The sequence below is a fragment of the Natronorubrum bangense genome, assembly GCF_004799645.1.
Taxonomy (GTDB): Archaea; Halobacteriota; Halobacteria; order Halobacteriales; family Natrialbaceae; genus Natronorubrum; species Natronorubrum bangense.
In genome coordinates this window covers 2330105-2350589 of the sequence record NZ_CP031305.1, presented here as the reverse complement: position 1 = coordinate 2350589, position 20485 = coordinate 2330105, and the positions used below count along the sequence as shown (strand labels likewise).

The following is a 20485-nucleotide window of genomic DNA, read 5'->3' as shown; positions in this document are numbered from 1 at the left end:
CGTCATGTCCGACGGACAGCCCGAACAGATCCGACGCTACAGGAGATCTACCGCGAGCTACGTACGCGGTTCGTCGCCGAGTTCATCGGGGAGCACAACGTCTTCGACGGCACCGTACTCGCTCGAGACGGCGAGTGTGCGCATCGATGTCGACGGAACCACGTTCGAACTCGCTGGGCCGGACCTCCCCACCGACGGACAGCAGACGAACTTCTGCGTTCGGCCGACAGCACTCACTCGTGGTGTCGAAACGAATCGGCTGTCGGTTGCTCTCGAAACATGCGAATTCCGCGGTGAACACGTACGTGCGTACGGACGGTGGAACGGGAACGCAGTCGTGCTCCAACTCGAGGCCGTTCCGGAGGGCGAGGCGGTCGCTGTCGGCTTCGAGTCGGCCGACGCCCACATGGTCACGTCCGAGTGATCAGGTGTCGATGTCGTCGATCTCGAGTCAGCAACCGACACCGGCGCGGTCTGTCTTCAGGCCTGCCGAGCCATCTGTGACGACAGTTCGACATGGCCGTAGGGCTGATTCGAGACACTCGGCCCGTGGCCCGTATGCATCTCTGTGAGGTCTTCGTCGATCACGTCGAGCACGCGGTCGATGCTCTCGATGAGCGTCGGCCGGTCACCCTCCTCGAGATCCGTCCGTCCGAAACTCCCGTTCTGGAAGACCAGATCGCCCGCAAAGAGCACGCCGGCGTCGACCGAATAAAAACAGAGATGGTCGTTTTTGTGCCCTGGCGTGTGGAGCGCGATGTACTCGTGATCACCGAGTTGGACCGTCTCCTCGTCGGCAATCGCGTGGTCGACGCCGTCGACCGACGTGTCGTATCCCCACGCATCGACGTCGAAGGCAGCTTTGACTGCCTCGAGATTGCCAACGTGATCGCGGTGGGTATGTGTGAGGACGACGGCATCGAGTTCGTCGACTCGCTCACGGATGGGTTCGACGACGTCGAAGTTCGCCCCTGTATCGATGAGGACGGTTCGGTCGCCGGTGACGAGATAGACGTTACTTGTGAAGGCCTGCACGCCCTGTGCGAGATTAGCGATCATGGCTCACGATATGCCATCGATCGATTTGTGCGTATCGACACGGCGCCACGAAAATGTGCGCTGCTGCTCGAGATTGTGTCGTTTCCGCTGTGATCCCCATATTCACAAGCATTTTTAGCTCCGGCACGTAGTAGTAGACGAATGAACCGGCCGGTCTCTGTCGCTTTCATCGCTCTCGTCGTTGTCGTTTCCATCGTCGCTCTCGGCCCGATGACGGCTGCCGGGACCGGAGATGAGACGGCTGCCTCGTCTCAACCCCACCAAGCCGTCCTGGAGACCCAGACGGAGATGGATAGCGCCATGCAACTGCAGCCATCCCCAGAGACGACACATTCGCTGACTGGCGATTCGCAGGATTTTGACCGGACGACGTTCAAGATCACTGTCCACGAAAACGGGAGTGCGACGTGGACATTCCAATATGAACAGCGCTTTGGAACTGGCAACGAGACGGAAGAAGACGACCGCGAGTCGTTCGAGGAGTTCGCTACAGCGTTCGAGTCCGAGGAGACTGAGCTCTATGAGGGGTTCACCGAGCAAGCAGACGCCATGGTCGACTCCGGTGGAGAGCTGACTGACCGGGAGATGGAAGCGACACACTTCGAGCGCTCTGCGACAGTCGAAGACCAGTTTGGAACGCGCGGAATCGTCGAAATGTCGTTTAGCTGGTCTGAGTTTGCCGACGTCGAAGACGGCGTCGTGGAAGTCGGTGACGTCTTCCAAAATCTGTATATCGGCCCCGATCAGGCGATCGAGATCGAGGCCGCCGACGATCTCACATTCGACCGTGTCGAACCCGCAGAGAGTGCCCAGTATCCACGTTCCGACCTCGAGGATGCTGATTCGGTTCGCTGGAGTGGCGAACAGCAGTTCCTCGATAGCCAGCCCTGGGCTGTCCTCGTCCAGGAAGGTGCCACAGCCGAGAGCGACTCTCTCAGCAGCGACAACATGTCGTGGTATCTCGCTATTGTGGCTATTATCGGGCTGGGAATCGCCGGCGGTGGTCTCTGGTACCGACGGCAGTCAGCCGATCGCGAAACCGATACCGGAGCGAATGCTGGTCAGCCTGCTGGTCCCGACGAGACAGCTGCAACAACAGCGCCAGCCGAAGACGACCAGCAGACGGAGCCGTCGACGGACTCCGCTCCACTCGCTGATGAGGAACTCCTCACTGACGAAGATCGAGTCGTCAGGCTCATCCGCGAGAACGGTGGCCGGATGAAACAGGTCAACATCGTCGACGAAACTGGCTGGTCGAAATCCAAAGTCAGTATGCTCCTCTCGGATATGGAAGAAGAGGATACGATCAGCAAACTCCGTGTCGGCCGCGAGAACATCATCAGCCTCGAGGGATACGAACCTGAGGCGACGAAGTCGCCGTTCGACGAGTGAGCTACAGTCGCCACTGACCGTCAGTGCACACCCGATCCACGACAGCTGTGCGATCGGGGTGCAAACCGTTTCAGTTGTTACTGTATCTGTTGGCCTCAATACCAGTGAGACACGGCGACACTGTCGGGTTGAAACGGAACCCTTAAACATCGAAACGCACAACGATTGAATGCAGACGAAGCCCGCTCCGATAGTGTAGTCCGGCCAATCATATTGCCCTCTCACGGCAATGACCAGGGTTCGAATCCCTGTCGGAGCATCCTTTTGCCGTCGTCAATTTTGACCACAACAGTGAGCGTGTCTTCGTGATCGAGAACGGATCCGCTCAGTTCGACAACGGCGGCGTTGTCTCCGGCGGTTGGCGATGGTCCGTCGCCTGTTCGAACGAGTAGCCGAGCTCGAGTAGGGTTGGTTCATCGAACGGCCGTCCGAGTAGTTCGAGCCCGACTGGCAGCCCGTCGTCGGTACATCCCGCTGGGATCGAGACGGCACTACACAACGACTGCGAAGCGATGATCGTATTCGTCGCAAACGTCATCGTTTCATACTCACCATCCCGGATCTCGTCTTCCGTTGGCGGTACGACCTGCACGTCCGGGTAGACGATCGCATCGAGGTCGTGGCTCGCGAACACGTTCAGAATGTTCTGCTGGAACTCATACTGCGCGTTTCGACATTTCCAGTACGCCAGATTATCCGTTAGATCCGCGGGCCCGTCTTCGGCGAAGCCGATAAACAGATCCAGAATGTCGTGGTACTGGCCACTCTCGTACAGTTCATCGACGGAGTCGACAGGTGTCTCACGCTCCTCGAGGAACGCGTTGAGATCTCGTTTCGACTGGAGGATGTACAACATCGTCTCCTCGAGAGACGTCTCTAGGTCCGGACTCTCAACCGGATCGACGAGGGTCGCACCGAGATTCCGCATCGTTGTCAGTGCCCGTTCGATGACGTCGTTGACCGGCGCGGCGGCGGGATTTTCGTCGTCACCGAAGCCGTCCCGGAGCACACCGACTCGAGCCCCATCGAATCCATCGGCGAGGAGATGGTTGGTGTACAAGCCGTGAACGGCGGTCAACTCTGTGTTGCCGGTGAGGTCGTCGCGAGCGTCGTAGCCGACGAGGACGTCAAGCAGTGTCGCTGTCTCGCGGACGGTTCGGGTCATCGGCCCAGCCGTATCTTGCTGTGAAACCAGCGGGCTGACACCGGTGCGACTGATCAGACCGGGCATGACGCGAAACCCGACGAGACGAGTGCCTCGCTTGTGAGCGTGCCAGCCTCGAACGCGTGCGCACTCGAGGGGCTGTGATGTCGTCGAAGCGCTCTTCGACCCCGACCCTTTGACAGAGGCCGTCACAGCGTCGCCTCCGGGCACAACGAGCGCAGCCAACTCGTGCTCGCTCGTCTCCCCTGTCGGCCGTCGGAAACATTTACTGCTGGGCGCGTCTCCGAACGGATATGGCCGATCTCAACCCAATCGGAAAGCGGATTCATAACATCTCTCCTGATCCGGTGAGACTAACACTCGATGATGGGACTGAAGCAGTGTTTCGCGTCTCAGGCGCTGAGTTCTTCCAACAGGAGTTTCAGGCAGAAGGGACTCGAGACGACGACGAAGGGGCCGCTTATCGCTTTGTCTCGAGTGCAGATAACGATGCGATTCTCGTCGGTCGAAAGGGTCCCGACGAAGAGGGCTGGTCGATGATCGGCGAGGCCGTCAAGGCCGAGCCTGTCGGGGCTCCCTGAAGACGATAGCGTACGGACTGCTTTTGCTCGTCCGGGCGGTCGAAACGCGGTCTATCGCTCTGGCCGACTGTGTGATGTCCTGAGGTTGGACTGAACACGAGTTCATCGACTGGCCGAGAACGGGACGATAGTGACAGTGACCGCAACACGACCAGCGCGCGCGAGCACATTCACGGTGCTTGTCGGCCACATGCAAAGCGAGGTCGACGGCCGCTGTTTCCGAGATATTCATCAATGATGGTGAAAGTGAATGGCGCTGCCGAGAAACACCCTCCCGCATCAGTGGGACACTAATCGAAGGCGAGCACCGAAGTCGTGGGTCATCCGGAAAAAGCAACTCAAAGGAAGTGTGTCCGAAGTGTATACATTCCAGCAGAAACGAGCCGAAGTCGAGTGTCGAAGATTTTACTCTACCGCCAGTAATTATCATGAACGAAAATGCAGTACTGTGTGACTGATCGACACGGGGATTTTTAATGTTGAACACGTATCGCCGGGAAATGCCATTGCATAACAGGGACGTTCGACAGGACGTCCGTGAGCTGGGTGCATTGCTCGGAGATGTCCTCGAGGAGCAGACCTCTCGACGGGGCTTCAGGACGGTCGAGTCGTGCCGGCGGGACGCGATCAACTACCGTTCGGGCGAGCTCGATTCTCGCCAGCCGCTTATCGCAGAACTGGAAGAGCTGTCGCCGCATCGACAGCGGATCGTCGCCCGTGCGTTTACGACCTACTTCGAACTGATCAACCTCGCCGAAGAGCGCGAGCGGGTGCGCACGATCCGAACCGGATCGCAGGAAGGAACGCTCGAGGACAGCCTCGAGACGGCAGCCGCGGAGTTAGCGGAGAGCAACGTCGACACCGTCGAGCAGGTGCTGGACGACGTCCTGATCGAACCAACGTTTACCGCACATCCGACGGAAGCCCGGCGCAAGACGGTCAAATCGAAGCTGCGAACGATATCGACCCAACTCGAGACCTTAGACGAGCGACTGCTGACGGACAAGGAGGAAGGACAGGTTTGGCGGGATATCGACGCCGAAGTGACGAGTCTCTGGCAGACGCCACAGGTTCGGAATCGCCAGCCCGAACCCGAAGACGAGGCCCGAAACGTCCAGTGGTACCTCGAGAACACGCTGTTCGATGTCGTCGGCGAAGTGTACGACGAACTCGCTGACGCGATCGACGACGAAATCGAGGATACCCTCGAGATCCCGAAACTCTTCGAGTTCCGATCGTGGGCTGGAAGCGACCGGGACGGCAACCCCTATGTGACTCCCGAAGTGACGGCGAACACGCTCGAACAGCAGCGTGAGGTCGTCCTTGAGAAGTACCGCGACCAGCTCAAACGCCTGTCTGGCGTGTTGAGCCAGGACGGCAGTCGGATCGAGACTGGCGGCACGTTCGAGCGCACGCTTGAGGCCGATCAAGAACGGCTCCCCGGCAGCGCTCGGACCGCCGAAGAGCGGTATCCCGACGAGCCCTACCGCCAGAAACTCAAGCTCATGCGTGAACGGCTCGAGCGTGTCGGTGACGTCCGCCCCGGCGGCTACGAGGACGTCGACGAACTGCTCGCTGACCTCGAAGCGATCGCAAAGAGTCTGCGGAACAACGGGGCCGAAAGCGTCGTCGAAGCCCACGTCGACCCGATTCGCCGGCAGGTCGCCACGTTCGGCTTCTCGCTTGCGAGTCTGGACCTACGCGAACACCAGCAAAACCACACCGATGCCATCGCCGCTGCCCTCGAACGCGAGGAAATAGACTATCACGCCCTCTCGGAGGACGAGCGGACCGAGTTGCTCACCGACGCGATCCTTCAGGACGACCGTGTTATCGATTGTGCTGACACCGAGGACCTCACCGAGGAGTCGGCCCGAGTTCTCGAACTGTTCGATAACCTCGGCGACTGGCAGTCGGAGTACGGTGTCGAAGCGATCGACACCTACTGTATCTCGATGACCGAGGAGCCAAGTCACGTCCTCGAGGTGCTGTTCCTCGCCGATCAGGCCGGCGTCGTCTCTCTGCCCGAACACTGCGGCATCGACGTCGTCCCGCTGCTCGAGACCGAGTACGCTCTCTCGGGTGCGCGTCGCATCATGGGGACGCTGTTCGAGAATGAGGCTTACAAACAGGCCCTCGAGGCCCGCGGGCGCACCCAGGAGATCATGCTGGGGTACTCGGACTCGAACAAGGAGAACGGCTTCCTTGCGGCGAACTGGTCGCTATACAAAAACCAGCGCCGACTGGGCGAGATCTGTGCCGATTACGACGTGACGATGCGGCTGTTCCACGGCCGTGGCGGGTCGATCTCTCGCGGTGGTGGCCCGATGAACGAAGCGTTGCTGGCGTTACCGAACAGCACCGTCACGGGGCAGGTCAAATTCACCGAACAGGGCGAAGCGATCGCCGAGAAGTACGCCAATCCACGCATCGCCGAGCGAAACATCGAGCAGATGCTGAACGCCCAGCTTCGGGCGCGCCTGCACGCGAAAGACCAGCCCGAAGAGGAGGTTCATGAGGAGTGGGTCGACGCCATGGAGACCATGGCCGACGCCGCACGACAGGAGTATCGCGATCTCTTAGAGAGCGACGGCTTCGTCCAGTATTTCGAGCAGGCGACGCCGATTACCGTCATCGAAGATCTCGATCTGGGCTCTCGCCCCGCCTCGAGAAGCGGCGAGCGAACCGTCGAGGATCTGCGGGCAATCCCGTGGGTGTTCTCGTGGACCCAGTCGCGGTGTATCTTGCCGGGCTGGTACGCCCTTGCGACTGGTATTGAAACCTACTTGGACGGTGGCGGCTCGATGGAGACGCTGCGAGAGATGTACGACGAGTGGCCGTTCTTCCGGACGACACTCGACAACGCCGCCCTCTCGCTGTCCCGAACTGAGCTCGAGATTGCCGAGCGGTACGCGGATCTGGCGGATGCAGACCTTCGAGCCCAGTTCTTCCCACGGGTGAGCGAGGAGTACCAGCAGGCGACCGAGTTGATCACCACCATCGGCCAGCGAGACCAACTGCACACGCGTGACTGGCTCGGTGAGAATCTGGCACGGCGCAACCCATACGTCGATCCGTTGAACCTGTTGCAGGTCTACCTGCTCAATCAAACCCACCGCACGGATATCGAGGAACGAACGCTTCGGCTGACGGTCAAGGGAGTCGCCGCCGGCATGAAGAACACGGGATAGTCCGCCGTCGTCGCTCGTCGCGACCGGTCAGCGACGCTGTTCGTCGCCAGTGTCGTATCGCTCCGCGGCCGACTCGAACCCCAGTTCCGCGTGTTCGCGTCCACGGCGCTGTTCGAGGGCGGCGATCGCCTCCGGATCGCGGGCCGCATCGTCAGTGATCCGCGCCCACGAAGTGTGGACCTTCGCGTGACACCACCGGCAGAGATAGACCGTGATCTCATGGCTCAGTTGTGCCCCGTCGCGGGCATAGGAGAGATGGTGTTCCTCGAGTAGCGGGCGCTCGTTGTCGTGGGCCATCCGCTTTTCCTCGAGGCCACAGCGGACACACTCACGCTCACGGTTGCGCGAGCGAAAATGCGGACAGTCCGCCCACGTCTCGTCGGTTTCGGGGTCGACGACGGGACAGGCGTACTCCTCGCTGGCGCGTTCGCGGGCGAACTCTGGGTCGTGGCTGTAGTGCTCGAGGGCGTACCGACACTGGCCCTCGCCGGTGAGATGGTCACAGAGGCCAGCGAACTCGTAGGGGTCGTCGACGCCGACCGAGGTTCCCTGTGGCGTTTTCTCCATGTGCGGTTGCCTCTCATTGGTGTGGGTGCCAATTGAACCTCACGGGTGCTGTATGGATGGTTGGAGTCTCCCTACGTCAACGGGGTTTACGACCTAGCCGAAGATGCTATTTCGGTCGTTGAGTTCTTTGTGTCGAGCCCTTTGTGACATGGTTTGGGAGGGTTATATATCATCGAAACCGATGGAGGATACCGTACAGAATGAACAGCCCGTCTCTGGAAGCACCTGTCCCAACACGAGCGCAATCGACGACATTCGTTGTTCTCACATTTATCATATCTTGGCCGCTTTGGGGTGCAGCAGTGCATCTGGCCGAAAGCAGCATGCTCCGAGGGCTGTTTACGATCGGAGGTGCATTCGGACCAGCACTGGCTGCCCTCGCTGTCTGGCGGTATTACGAAGGGACATTTGCCACAGTGAAACGCCAACTGACGAGATGGAGAGTCGGCATCAGGTGGTGGCTCTTGACTCTCGTTCTCCCAGTCGGGATATTCATCGCTGGACTCCTTGGAGCGTCGTTAATTGGAGTCCCAATAGAGTCACGGACGGACTCCGCCGCAGTTTCTGTCTACCCGGTAGTGCTGGCTGCTTCGGTGGTTTTGTTCGGCGGAAACGAAGAAATCGGTTGGCGTGGATTGATGTTGCCAGCGTTGCAGACGAGCTACGGCGCCCTTGGCGCAAGCGTGATCGTCGGTGTGGTATGGGCGCTGTGGCATGCACCACTTTTCATGTTCAGTGCACTGAACCCAGCTGAACTCCCTTATGTAGTGTTTGTCGTGGGGATCGTTGCTCTCAGCATTCTCCATACCCTGCTGTATCACACTACCGGGCAGAGCGTGCTGGTCGTGGCGGTGTTTCATGCAGGGTTCAACGCGACTCTCCTATGGCTACCAGAGAGCACTACGAATACTGCACTGACACACCCGTATACGATGATTGTCGCTGTGCAGTGTCTCGTGGCGATTGGCGTGGTTGTCTTGACTCGCGGCACCCTCGGTTCGAGAGAATTATCGTAACAACTGAAACTGGTTGCACACCGATCGCACAGCTGTCGTGCGATCGGGTGCACACTGACGGTCAGTGGCTACTATAGATCAAAGCGATCGACAGCCGTTCGGATAACTGCTCGCCCTGTGCATACTTCTGAGGGCGTTAATCACCTGGAAAAGCTTCTGACAGAGACGCTCGAGCCTGTCGAGAAGGTTTTTGAGATCGGCCGTCCGACTCGAGAATGTGCGGCTGGTCCAGTATTCGACACCCGACAGCGAGACGGATCCGCAGACGGATAGCGACGGCACTGCCCAGCGTGACGTCGTAGCGACGAACGTCGACCTCGCGGAGTCGATCCTGAGCCAGACGCGCGGACTGATGTTTCGGCGCTCGCTCCCCGACGACTACGCGCTCGCATTTCGGTTCGACACCGCCAAAACCCGCGATGTCCACATGCTGTTCGTCTTCGTCCCCATCGATGCGGTCTGGGTCGTCGACGACGTCGTCCAGCGCGTCGAGCGGTTGCGGCCGTGGCGGAGTTTCGAACGCGAGCGGTGTGACCTGCTCGTGGAACTGCCCGCCGGGGCTGGAGCCGCGATCGAGCCCGGGGATCGGCTCGTCCTCGAGTCGTCCTGATTCGCTCTCACTCGAGGATCTCGACCTTTCCATCCCGAACGCGAACGTCGAGCAGGCTCGTCACGTCCCGAGAGACGTCTGCGTGATCGACGTCGACCCGTCGGAGGACGACCACGATATCGACGAGTTCGGCTTCGACGGCCTCGAGGGCGTCACAGACAGCCTCGATTGTGCCACCCGAGGAGAGGACGTCGTCGACCAGCAGGACACGATCACCGGCGTCGACACCGTTGAGATAGAGTTCGCTCTCGCCGTAGCTGGTCTCCTGATGGACCGCGACCTCTTCCGGAAAGCCATAGGAGCGCTTGCGGACGACGACCAGTGGCACGTCAGTCGCGATCGACAGCGCCGTCCCGTGGTGAATCCCCATCGCTTCCGGCGCAACGATCTTGTCGACGGCCTCGAGGTCGACACGCTCGCTGATCCCATCGGCAACCGCAGACAACACTGCCGGCTCGACCGGAGGAATCCCGTCAGTGACGCCGTGGACGAAGTATTCGTAGCCATCCCGGTCGACGACGGGGGCCTGTCGAAGCGATCGCGCAAGCGGCTCCAGAGTGGAGTCCATACACTGGTCCCATACACCGGGGAGGGATTTCGTCTCTCCGGTCTGCCAGACAGTTGTCACGCCGTTTACGACGGGAGCCTCGAGTCGGGTGTCACGGGGCGAGATGACCGTTTCAGTGGGAGCCGATCGATGTGGTCACAGGCGTTGTCCCTCCGCTGTCGAAGCTCGCTTCAGGACCGGCGGATTTAAGTCAGCATAATCCATTAGGATCTGATACCATGGCACGAGATTCGTTCTCAACGCCGGAGTCCGAGGATAGAGGAAGTCGGGGCAACCCGGCTGGGCGTGAAATTCCGCGACGAAACTAATCGTAGTGTATCACTCTTGCCTGTAACTCACTCCGCTGAACAGACGATTCCATCTGATCGTACAGTCCGCCTTCTCGATACGACGCTTCGCGACGGCGAACAAGCACCTGGTGTCTCGCTTTCACCCGACGAAAAAGTCGAGATCGCCAACGCCTTAGAGCGAGCCGGCGTCTCCGTCATCGAGGCCGGCAGCGCCTGTACCGGGGCGGGCGAACGGCAGGCGATCTCGCGGGTCACCGACCTCGATCTCGATGCTCGCGTCACCAGCTTCTGCCGCGGGATCCAGACCGATATCGATCTCGCACTCGACTGTGACGTCGACGGCATCCATCTCGTCGTCCCTTCGAGCGACCGCCACGTCGAGGACAAAGTCGGCACCTCCCGCGAGGACAACCTCGAGAAAACCGCCGAACTCGTCGAGTACGCCACGGGCCACGATCTCTGGGTCGAGGTCATCGGTGAGGACGGCTCTCGAGCCGACCTCGACTATCTCGAGGAGCTGATGGGGACCTCGCTCGATGCTGGTGCCGACCGAGTCTGTTTTGCCGACACCGTCGGCCACACCGGCCCCGAACGCACCGCCGAAGCGGTCTCGAGACTCGCCGAACTCGGTCCAGTCAGCGCCCACACCCACGACGATCTTGGACTGGGTGTCGCGAACGCACTCTCGGCGATCTCCGCCGGGGCCGACCTCGTTCACTGTACCGTCAACGGGCTCGGCGAGCGGGCCGGCAACGTCGCCCTCGAAGAGGTCGCGATCGCGCTGTCGCACGTCTACGACGTCGAGACACTCGAACTCACGGAGCTATACGGCCTCGCTCAGACCGTCTCTCGAGCGACCGGCATCCAGCTACCGCCGAACAAGGCCGTCATCGGCGAGAACGCCTTCACCCACGAGAGCGGCATCCACACCGACGGAACGCTCAAAGACGACAAGATGTACGAGCCCTACGCGCCCGAAACGGTCGGCCGCGAACGCCGACTCGCCCTCGGCAAGCACACGGGCCGAGCTGGCGTCAAAGCGACGCTCGAGGAACACGGCGTCGAGGCCAGCAGCGACGAAATCGCAACGATCGCGACCCGCGTGACGGAACTCGGCGACCGCGGCCGCCGGGTCACCGACGCCGACCTGCTCGCGATCGCTGAAGACGTCACCGGTGACGACCGCGATCGCGTTGTCGAACTGCTGGATCTCACCGCCACGAGCGGTGGTGCCGTTCCGACCGCGAGCATCCGCCTCTCAGTTGGTGGCGAAGAACGCGTCGCCAGCGGCACCGGGTCCGGCCCTGTCGACGCCGCTGTCTCCGCTGTTCGCGAGGCGCTTGGCTCGATGGCCGATGCCGAACTCGAGTCCTACCACGTCGACGCCGTCACGGGCGGCACCGACGCCGTCGTCACCGTCGAGGTGACGATGGTTCGCAACGACCGTTCGGTGACCGTCGCCCGCAGTGAAGCAGACATCACACGCGCAAGCGTCGAAGCGATGGTCGACGCGCTCGATCGGCTCCTTGCATCAGACGAACAGCCGCTGACACCGGCAGACGACTAACACTGCCCGAGACCACTCTCTTCGGATTCCTGTCTGCTGTTAGTGAAACGGCTGTCGACTGAGGATCCCCCACGGGTCGAACAGATAGATGCCAGCCAGAAACAGTGCAACGATGACGACGAACAGCCGGGCGAACGCGTTGGCCGAGTCGGGAACGCCTGGCTCGAGGGTGATCGCCATCAGCGCTGCGACCCCAATCCAGAGACTCCCGACGATCAGTCGTTGACGAGTGTCCATACGTGGGAGTTTCCCTCAGTCGTTATCAAGTCGACGAGTCGATCCGAGACCGTGACAACTGGAGACGGGATGCGTCGCTCACTGAACTGATGTTGGAAAACGCCGAGAGGGAGATTTGAACTCCCGAGTCCGTGAGGACAGTAGATTTCGAATCTACCGCCTTGGCCGGGCTAGGCTATCTCGGCTCATCAGTACATACCCGGGTGATGTTTTTACCCGTTTCGATTCTCCTCCGTGGTTGTGACCGCTTCACGACCGAAACCGGACGCAAGAGGAGGGTCGATGCCGCCGTCGGTGACGTGGCCACTCATACGGTCTGGTATGATACGTTACTGGTGATCGCTCGAACGGGGCAGCGATTACCGGTAAAACGGGATACCGATTCGTGTCAGTCGAGAATGTCACCGACTCGGCGCGGTTCGCCCTGCAGGTTCGGCTGTTCGGCGACCATTTGCAGGACTTCGTGATCAGTGACGTCGTAGTACGACTTCTCCGTCGCCTCCTCGATGAGAGCTTTCTCGAGACGGAATTCGGTGCCTTCGTAGACGACATCGACGCCGTCGTCGTCGAACGCGAGAGTTGTCATGGAGTGATGTACGCGATGGGCAACTAAAAGCGAGGCGACCTGAAGCGAAAATCGTCCGACGTGTGTCTGACACATGGCAGACGACGCGCGAGGTTTATTAGTTGATACCTCCTGTAGTCCGGAATGTGGCCTTCAGCAGGGATCCGCTCGACGAGCTGGTCGTTCCCGACGGCACGCAAGCCAAGGAAGTCGATCTCGTTACCGACGGTGACGTCCTCGTCGGCGCTCGATCAGCGATCGGGTTCGGTGTGCGCGGTCGTAACGTCCTCGCTGGCGAAAGCGTCGAGTTCGGCGGTGCGATCGAGGCCGAAGGCGATTGCCGACTCGACATGTGGTGTGATGTCGCCGAGAACGTTCTGGTCGGACAGGACGCCTACATCGGCGAGCGCGTCCACGTCGCCGGTGAGATGAAAGTCGCGGGCGATCTGGATATCGGCGACGATGTCGAAATCGACGAAGGGTTCGAGGCAAACGGCTGGATCGTCATTCGAAACCCGATGCCGACCATCGTCTTCCTCTTTGTCTATCTCAAACACCTCCTCCTCATCGGAGAGGACGATACTGCCCAACAGCTCGTCGACGAACTCGTCGATGAAGACGAAGCGGCCGACGTCGAACCGCTCGTCATCCCCAGAAACGCGACGGTCAACGACGACGCCTGGCGAGTTTCGACGCCCGCCACGATCGGACAGGACTGTCGGCTCCACGGCAACGTTCGTGCCGAAACGATCGATGTGGGATCGGATACAACTATTTTCGGCAGTCTCAGAGCCCGCGGCGACGTCACTGTCGGTGACGGAACCCGCATTCATGGCGATCTGACTACCCGCGATGGAAACGTTACCATCGACGGTGACGCCCGCATTCTCGGCGACGTCTCGTGTGCCGACCTCGAGGTCGGCCCAGACGCCGAGATCGATGGGACGATCCGTGCTGACGGCGAGATCACGATGGGAACGAGCGAACGGGACCCTGAGTGAGTACGCCACGACTGGTGTCGTGGAGTTTCACTTCACGCCGTGTCAGTGGCCGATGGAAAAACCGAACGCGTCGAGTTAGTAGATCAGTTCGTCGTCGTTTTCGACCATATACAGCGTTCGCGCGGCGATGTTGACCGCGTGATCGCCGACACGCTCTAAGTCACGGATCGTCAAGAGAAGCCGAGAGACGTCTTGTAACAACAGTTCGACTTCATCGGGAGACTGGAGTTCGCGCTCGATTAGGTCACGGACGACGATCTCGCTTGCCCGCTCGGCGAAGTGATCGAGGTCGTCGTCACGGTCGGCGAGCTCTCTGCAGGCGTCGGTGTCTTCGGTGTCGTATGCGATCATTGCGTCTTCGATCATCGCAAGCGTCAGATCGCCCATCTCCTGAACGTCGACGTCGGGGAAGAGGTCTTCCTGGGCGTCTAAGGTGTACTCGCCGAGATTGACCGCGAGGTCGGCGATCCGCTCGAGGTCGGTGATGATCTTAAACGAGGCAGCGATAAACCGGAGGTCGCTTGCCACGGGTTGCTGGAGCGCCAGCAGCTCGATACAGTCTTGCTCCAGATCGAGGTACATCCGGTTGATCTCACCGTCGCCTTCGATCACTTCGCGAGCGAGCGTGTCGTCTTTCTGTTCGAGGGCATCGAGCCCCATTCGAAGTCGTTCCATAACGACTTCACTCATATAGAGGATGTCCTCGCGGAGCTCCGCGAGTTTCTCCTGGTACGATTTCCGAGCCATACTGCAGAAAGCTCGCTCGACAGTGATTAGACTTATGTTCAAATAAGAACGTAACGACCAGCCGCGGGTGTGATCGACGCCGAGATGACGACCAGCTTGCCGTTATCCGAACTTGCCGGTGATGTAGTCTTCAACGCGGTCGCTCTCGGGGTTCTCGAAGATCTTGTTCGTGTCGTCGAACTCGACGAGATGACCGCCAGTGAGGAAGACCGCAGTTTTGTCCGAGATGCGGGCCGCCTGTTGCATGTTGTGGGTGACGATGACGACCGTATACTCCTCGGAGAGCTCCTCGACTAAGTCCTCGATCTTCGAGGTTGCAACGGGGTCAAGCGCCGACGCTGGCTCGTCCATCAGGATGACTTCCGGATCGGGTGCGATCGCGCGAGCGATACAGAGTCGCTGTTGTTGGCCACCGGAGAGATCCAGTCCGGACGAATCGAGTTGGTCTTCGACTTCGTCCAGCAGCGCTGCTCGCTCGAGTGCGGTCCGAACTTTCGCATCGACATCGCCGTCGTCTTTGCCCTGTACGCGGAGCCCGTAGGCGACGTTGTCGCGAATCGATTTTGGGAACGGGTTCGGTTTCTGGAACACCATGCCGATCTTCCGTCGCAAGGCGACGGGGTCGACATCATCGTCGTAGACGTTCTTGCCGTGGAAACGAAGATCACCCTCGACACGCGCGATGTCGATGAGGTCGTTCATCCGGTTGATCGAGCGCAGGAACGTTGATTTCCCACAGCCCGAGGGACCGATGAGCGCGGTCACCTTTCGCTCGGGGATGTCCATGTCGATTCCGTGGAGTGCCTGATCATCACCGTAGAACACGTCGAGACCACGCGATTCGATGACGGCATCGTCGACCCGCGGCGAGCCGAGTGGAGCGTTGTCGGTCATCGCAGCGTCCGAACGGGAGCCGGATGATTCGGGCGTCGATACGGTTCGTGAGCCGCCACCGTTCGTGGTCATATGAGGTAGTTGAATCTTGGGACTCACGCAGTTACTTGTTGCGGAACGGATGCCGAACCAGTCGGCACCGTGCTCCGGACTGATACGCGAGCGCCCTTACGGTACGCAGGCGACTCAGCAAATAAATACAGTGCTATGACCGCTCTATTGAGCTGTTGTCTGCTCAATACTGCTATATAGAACTATGGAGGTCCTGCCGTTCACTGGTCGCGACCGGCACAATCGTCGTCGGAATCGGAACCCGTCTCCACGTTCGACACCGGGTTCGTCGCTCGAGGGAACTCGAGAACGACGGTTGACCCCTCGAAATCACTGCCCTTGAACTCTCGCTCGGCCTCGCCGACACCCGGGCTGTCCGAGTCGGTTGGATCGAGCACCAGTCGACCGTCGTGTCGGCTGGCGATCCAGTCGACCAGCCATAACCCGATCCCGCCAGTGTGACACACCTGTGAGATTGCCAGCTCACCCGTGATGACAGCGGCTTCGTCGTCCGGGATTCCTGGCCCATTGTCCTCGATCCAGACCCGGACAGTGTCGACCGTCGTCTCGACAGTGACAGCGACGGTCGGCTCTGGCCCGGCGTGGGTGATGGCGTTCGAGAGCAACTCGTCGATCGCGATCTCAACTTCCGGTCCGCAGGCTGCAACCGCTCGGTCTGGAGTCGTGACCGTTATCTCCGGCAGTGGCTCGGTGTCACGGTCCTCGAGGGCAGCAGTCACCCGCGACACGCGATCACGAGCCACCGCTGCAAGATCCGTCCGGTGTGTCTCGTCACCGACCGGATCGATCAAGTCCTCGGTTATTCGGGCTCTGTCAGCCAACTCGAGCAGTTCCTCCGTTGCCAGCCGGATTTCGCGGGCAGACGCCTGGTCGGTCCCCTCGTGCCGGGCCTCGAGATCGGCGGCCCGACCGGCAACGACGTTGAGCGTGTTTCGAAGGTTGTGGCGCAGAATGCGATTCAGGACGAGTAACATCGTCTCCCGGCGCGCCAACGTGTTCGCGAGGCCGGAAAGCGCCTCATCGATACGCTTCCACTCTGCGACCCCACCAATCGATGGCCCAGCGTCGTACTCCCGTTGCTCGAGTGACTGGACACGGTCTGCGAGGAGGCTGATACGGCGGATTTTCGATCGGTACACCCACCCGCCGAAGACCATGATCGAGCCGAGCAAGGCAGCCGCCGACACGGCCTGAAAGATCGCGAGACGGTTGATTCGAGCATCGACGGCCGCCTGATCGCGGTGGGCAGTCACCGTCCAGTCGACGACCTCGAGTGAGACACTGTGAGAGACGGTTTCGTCGAACCGATCTGCGGTCGTATACAGCGTCCAGATGTCCGCTTCGACAGTGATCGCATCTCGGTTGTCGGTTCCGGACAGCGAGTCGAACAGCCCAGTTTCATCGAGATCGTAGGCTCCGTTGACCGAGCCGACGACCTCGCCGTCATCGACGAGTGGCGCGCTGACGACGACGATCGCATTTCCCGTCTCAGCACGAAACGGGTCGCTGATGTGTTGCTCGCCGCCGAGTGCAACGCTGACGTACTCCTGGTCGCTGAGATCTGTTCCGACGACCGGCTCGGTTTCATGAGGCTGTCTCGTCGTCGTGAACGATTGGACCGTTCCCGTCTCGTTGACTACGGTTGCGCCATCGAACGCCGAGGTTGTGACGATCGACTCGAGGGCCTGGTCCTGGTCTGCCGTATCGTGTGCCGCGAGGTCGGGGTTGGTCGCAGCGACCGCGATCGTCCGCTGTTGCTCGGTGAGACGATCATCGAGGGTCGACGCAGAGAGGGTCGCCCGGTCTTCGATCGACGTCTCGGTGTTTTCCTCGACATCGGCTCGGTGTGCGTCGAACGTGGCCACGAGGACGCCACCGGCCACGAGAACGACGAGGAGAAAGACGATTGCGAACCGATATGCGAGTCTCATTCGAGCACGCCTGTATACGGTGTACAGATAACGTGGGTATTATTCTATCGGACGGCTGTCGGTGAAAAAGTCACGGGAGCGGACAACAGAGCGGTCGATTTCGTCGACCGCCCGCGTTCAGCTTCTGGGGTCGTACTTGTTCCGGATCAAGATCGCAACCGCGTTCATCAACAACAGGATCGTCAGTAGCACGACGATCCCGGCGGCGGCGACGTGTTGAAACTCGGGTTCGGGCAGCGTCGCCCACTCGAAGATCATCATCGGCATGGCGCTGAACGGCGCTGTGAGGCTGTCAGGAGAGACGAACAGCGACGTTGCCGCACCGACCATCAGGATCGGTGCCGTTTCGCCGATCGCCCGCGACAGCGAGAGGATCGTTCCCGTCATGATCCCCGGCAACGCCCGCGGCAGGACGACGTCACGAATAACCTGCCACTGGGTCGCACCGACCCCGTAGGCAGCCTGCCGTTGTGAGTCCGGAACGGACCGCAACGACTCCTGTGTCGAGACGATGACGATCGGGAGGATCAGCAGCGTCAGCGTCAGCGCACCGGCGATAAGGCTCGAGCCCAACTGCATCCCCCGGACGAAGATCGCCAGTCCGAGCAGTCCGTACACGATCGATGGGACACCGGCGAGGTTCGCGATATTCGCCTCGATGAACGATTTCAGCTGACTGTCAGCCGCGTACTCCTCGAGGTAGACTGCCGCACCAACGCCGAGGAAGATGGTGAAGACAGCGGTCAACGCGATGAGGAAGACCGAGCCGATAATCGCGGGATAGATCCCGGCCCCACGACCATCGGGCAGGAAGTTCTCGACGACCTGTGACGGCGGGTACGTCAGGAACTCCCAGGTAACCCAGCCCCACGACTCGTAGATGACGTCGGCGAGCAGGGCAACGAGTGCAACGATGCCGACGAGCGTGGAGGCGAAACAGATGCCGACGAATACGCGACCGATCCGCCGCTTTCGTTCGATGTTGTCCGTGCCCTCGGCAAAGGGATTGTTCGTGCTCATTGGTACTCCTCCCGGTAGCGCGATTTAACCCATAGACTGATCATGTTCATCGCCAGCGTCAGTATAAACAGCGTCAAGCCGACAGCGAACAGGCTCTGGTAGCCGATCGAGTCGACCGAGACGTCACTGATCCCGATCTGGACCATGTACGCAGTCATCGTCTGGATCGAATCGAGCGGGTTTGCCGTAATCTGGGGAGTCATCCCGACAGCGAGTGTGACAGCCATCGTCTCCCCGATGGCTCGCGACAGCGCGAGAATGTAGGATGCAACCACGCCCGACAGCGACGCCGGAACGACGACGTTCGTCGATACTTCGAACTTCGTCGCGCCGAGGCCGTAGGCCGCGTTCCGCAACTCGTCCGGCACCGACGACATCGCGTCTTCGCTCAGACTCGAGACCATCGGGATGATCATGATCCCGACGACGATTGCCCCCGCAGCGGCGTTGAACGTCCCCGTCTGGGGGAACACGAGCTGGATCACCGGCGTAATAAACGACAGGGCGAAGAAGCCGTAAACGATCGTCGGGATACCCGCAAGGATCTCGAGTGTTGGCTTGATGACCTTACGGACCCGTGGCTCTGCGTACTCACTGAGATAGATCGCTGTGGCCGTCCCGACGGGGATCGCGATGAGCGCCGAGCCAACCGTGATGATCAACGTCCCCCAGACCAGCGGCAACACGCCGTAGCTGTAGGGCCGAATCACCGGCGACCAGTTCGTTCCAGTGAGATACTCGACGATCGAGACGTGCTGGAAGAACTCGATCGAGCCCTGAATGAGCACGAGGATAATCCCCAGCGTCGTCAACACCGTGACGAACGCACAGGAGAAGAAGACGTATTTGATAAAATCGTTTTTTCGGTCGTCGATACTACTTCCGCCTGCAGTAATCGTTGTATCGGCTTGGCTCATGCTGTCGCCTCTTCGATCGCATCCTCGAGTTTCTGCCGGCTTTCCTCGACTTGTTCGTCGGGAATCGCGTAGTACCCCACTCGGCGGGCAGCCCACTCGGTCCAGCTCAGGGTCTCTCCGGATTCGACAATGTCTGCCTCCGTCGCCTCACCGTCGATCTCCTCGAAGTAGAAGCGAGCGAACGCACGAACCTCCTCGCGCTCGAATGCATCCATCCGGAAGTAGGTGTACAACGGTCGCGTCAGCGGCTGGTACTCGCCGCTTTCGATCGTCTCTCGATCCGGTTTGACACAGCCGTCGCCGTTGTCGACGGCGATGAGTTTGAGATCGTCCTCGTTCTCGTAGTAGTAGCCAGCACCACCGAAGCCAAGCGAATACTGACTCCCGCGAACGCCGCGGACGATCACGTTCGTGTCCGCACTCGCGGAGTAGTCAGATCTGATATCGCCGATCTCACCGCTGATCTCCTCGGTAAAGTAGTCGAACGTTCCCGAGGCCGGATCACGGCCGTAGAGGTCGAACTCCTCGTCGGGCCACTCATCGCGGACGTCACTCCACGTCTCGACATCTGACCCCGACTCCCAGATCTGTTGGAGTTCGTCGACGGTGAGACAGTCACACCAGTCGTTGTCCGGGTTGGCGAAGACGGCCAGTCCGTCGAGTGCCGTCTCGAGTTCGAGATAGTCGATCCCGTTCGATTCACAGATCGTCTGTTCGTCCTCGAGTATCGGGCGACTCGCGTTCTGTGCGTGGGTATCCCCATTACAGAAGCGCTGGAACCCCGCGCCCGTTCCCGATCCGCGAACCGGAACGATGACGCGGTTGTTTCGCCACTGGAACTCTTCAGAGACCACGGCCCCGTGGGGCAACACCGTGTTGCTGCCATCCATCCGAATCTCCCCCTCGAGCCCGCTGTCCTCGCCCCGGACGAGACAGCCAGCAAGTCCCGTCAGTCCGGCACTGGCAGTGCCGAGCAGAAACCGACGGCGAGAAACCGCGCCGTCTGAACCGGATATCGGCTCGTTTCCCATCAGTGCACTCTATAGGCGAATCTATCTAAATACCCTGCTATGTTATCTATATATCTCTATGTTC

General features: G+C 60.2%; 20 protein-coding genes and 2 tRNA genes. 9 read left to right on the top strand and 13 right to left on the bottom strand.

Annotation, left to right across the window (positions count from 1 at the left end; all coding sequences use genetic code 11):
* Positions 1-4 precede the first annotated feature (4 nt).
* Positions 5-424: a TOBE domain-containing protein gene (locus tag DV706_RS11735; protein WP_006064289.1), complete on the top strand. Its 420-nt coding sequence runs from the start codon at positions 5-7 to the stop codon at positions 422-424.
* Between the two features lie 56 nt (positions 425-480).
* Here DV706_RS11735 and DV706_RS11730 read toward each other — a convergent pair whose 3' ends face one another.
* Positions 481-1059, bottom strand: a complete 579-nt coding sequence (locus tag DV706_RS11730) for an MBL fold metallo-hydrolase (protein WP_006064288.1) — start codon at positions 1057-1059, stop codon at positions 481-483.
* Positions 1060-1200: 141 nt separating this feature from the next.
* Here DV706_RS11730 and DV706_RS11725 point away from each other — a divergent pair, with 141 nt between their 5' ends.
* Both DV706_RS11725 and DV706_RS11720 read left to right on the top strand, forming a co-directional pair.
* Positions 1201-2451, top strand: a complete 1251-nt coding sequence (locus tag DV706_RS11725) for a helix-turn-helix transcriptional regulator (protein WP_006064287.1) — start codon at positions 1201-1203, stop codon at positions 2449-2451.
* A 184-nt stretch (positions 2452-2635) separates the two neighbouring features.
* A tRNA-Glu gene (locus DV706_RS11720) sits at positions 2636-2710 on the top strand.
* Between the two features lie 66 nt (positions 2711-2776).
* Here the strand turns inward: DV706_RS11720 and DV706_RS11715 are convergent.
* Entirely contained in the window at positions 2777-3682 is a 906-nt protein-coding gene (locus DV706_RS11715; protein ID WP_006064286.1) for an amidase family protein, read from the bottom strand.
* 227 nt (positions 3683-3909) lie between these two features.
* Between DV706_RS11715 and DV706_RS11710 the strand changes: the two genes are divergently transcribed.
* Together DV706_RS11710 and ppc are read left to right on the top strand one after the other, a co-directional pair.
* Entirely contained in the window at positions 3910-4197 is a 288-nt protein-coding gene (locus DV706_RS11710; RefSeq protein WP_006064285.1) for a hypothetical protein, read from the top strand.
* Between the two features lie 500 nt (positions 4198-4697).
* The gene (gene ppc, locus DV706_RS11705; protein WP_006064284.1) at positions 4698-7388 is read left to right on the top strand and encodes a phosphoenolpyruvate carboxylase; all 2691 of its coding nucleotides are present in this window, start codon (positions 4698-4700) and stop codon (positions 7386-7388) included.
* Between the two features lie 27 nt (positions 7389-7415).
* On the opposite strand, the gene DV706_RS11700 is transcribed toward ppc, so the two are convergent.
* Positions 7416-7955, bottom strand: a complete 540-nt coding sequence (locus DV706_RS11700) for a DUF7097 family protein (RefSeq protein ID WP_006064283.1) — start codon at positions 7953-7955, stop codon at positions 7416-7418.
* Between the two features lie 464 nt (positions 7956-8419).
* On the opposite strand from DV706_RS11700, the gene DV706_RS11695 reads away from it, so the two are divergent.
* A complete protein-coding gene (locus tag DV706_RS11695) occupies positions 8420-8971 on the top strand; it encodes a CPBP family intramembrane glutamic endopeptidase (RefSeq protein ID WP_161569800.1) in 552 nt (183 codons plus the stop codon).
* A 217-nt stretch (positions 8972-9188) separates the two neighbouring features.
* Positions 9189-9581, top strand: a complete 393-nt coding sequence (locus DV706_RS11690; RefSeq protein ID WP_049889585.1) for a DUF192 domain-containing protein — start codon at positions 9189-9191, stop codon at positions 9579-9581.
* 7 nt (positions 9582-9588) lie between these two features.
* Here the strand turns inward: DV706_RS11690 and hpt are convergent, their stop codons facing one another.
* A complete protein-coding gene (gene hpt, locus DV706_RS11685) occupies positions 9589-10149 on the bottom strand; it encodes a hypoxanthine/guanine phosphoribosyltransferase (protein ID WP_006064280.1) in 561 nt (186 codons plus the stop codon).
* 324 nt (positions 10150-10473) lie between these two features.
* On the opposite strand from hpt, the gene DV706_RS11680 reads away from it, so the two are divergent.
* Positions 10474-12006, top strand: coding sequence for a (R)-citramalate synthase (locus DV706_RS11680; RefSeq protein WP_006064279.1), 1533 nt, complete (start codon positions 10474-10476; stop codon positions 12004-12006).
* A gap of 39 nt (positions 12007-12045) precedes the next feature.
* Here DV706_RS11680 and DV706_RS11675 read toward each other — a convergent pair whose 3' ends face one another.
* From DV706_RS11675 to DV706_RS11665, 3 genes are all read right to left on the bottom strand, one after another.
* Positions 12046-12243 (bottom strand): hypothetical protein, encoded by a 198-nt coding sequence (locus tag DV706_RS11675; RefSeq protein WP_006064278.1) that lies wholly within the window; start codon positions 12241-12243, stop codon positions 12046-12048.
* A 100-nt stretch (positions 12244-12343) separates the two neighbouring features.
* Positions 12344-12428, bottom strand: a tRNA-Ser gene (locus DV706_RS11670).
* 203 nt (positions 12429-12631) lie between these two features.
* A complete protein-coding gene (locus DV706_RS11665) occupies positions 12632-12829 on the bottom strand; it encodes a DUF5800 family protein (protein WP_006064277.1) in 198 nt (65 codons plus the stop codon).
* A gap of 125 nt (positions 12830-12954) precedes the next feature.
* On the opposite strand from DV706_RS11665, the gene DV706_RS11660 reads away from it, so the two are divergent.
* A complete protein-coding gene (locus DV706_RS11660; RefSeq protein ID WP_006064276.1) occupies positions 12955-13809 on the top strand; it encodes a polymer-forming cytoskeletal protein in 855 nt (284 codons plus the stop codon).
* 75 nt (positions 13810-13884) lie between these two features.
* Here the strand turns inward: DV706_RS11660 and phoU are convergent, their stop codons facing one another.
* The 6 genes from phoU to DV706_RS11630 all read right to left on the bottom strand — a co-directional run bounded on the left by phoU (position 13885) and on the right by DV706_RS11630 (position 20421).
* On the bottom strand, positions 13885-14556 hold the full coding sequence (gene phoU, locus DV706_RS11655; RefSeq protein ID WP_006064275.1) for a phosphate signaling complex protein PhoU: 672 nt from the start codon (positions 14554-14556) through the stop codon (positions 13885-13887).
* A gap of 102 nt (positions 14557-14658) precedes the next feature.
* Entirely contained in the window at positions 14659-15522 is an 864-nt protein-coding gene (gene pstB / locus DV706_RS11650; RefSeq protein WP_006064274.1) for a phosphate ABC transporter ATP-binding protein PstB, read from the bottom strand.
* Between the two features lie 200 nt (positions 15523-15722).
* Positions 15723-17453, bottom strand: a complete 1731-nt coding sequence (locus tag DV706_RS11645) for a sensor histidine kinase (protein WP_006064273.1) — start codon at positions 17451-17453, stop codon at positions 15723-15725.
* 117 nt (positions 17454-17570) lie between these two features.
* Positions 17571-18473 (bottom strand): phosphate ABC transporter permease PstA, encoded by a 903-nt coding sequence (gene pstA, locus DV706_RS11640; RefSeq protein WP_006064272.1) that lies wholly within the window; start codon positions 18471-18473, stop codon positions 17571-17573.
* Positions 18470-19390, bottom strand: a complete 921-nt coding sequence (gene pstC, locus DV706_RS11635; protein ID WP_006064271.1) for a phosphate ABC transporter permease subunit PstC — start codon at positions 19388-19390, stop codon at positions 18470-18472. Before pstC ends, pstA begins: the two co-directional genes overlap by 4 nt.
* Positions 19387-20421 carry a PstS family phosphate ABC transporter substrate-binding protein gene (locus tag DV706_RS11630; RefSeq protein ID WP_006064270.1) on the bottom strand — a complete coding sequence of 345 codons (1035 nt, stop codon included), beginning with the start codon at positions 20419-20421 and terminating at the stop codon, positions 19387-19389. The genes pstC and DV706_RS11630 overlap by 4 nt, the downstream gene beginning before the upstream one ends.
* Positions 20422-20485: the final 64 nt, after the last annotated feature.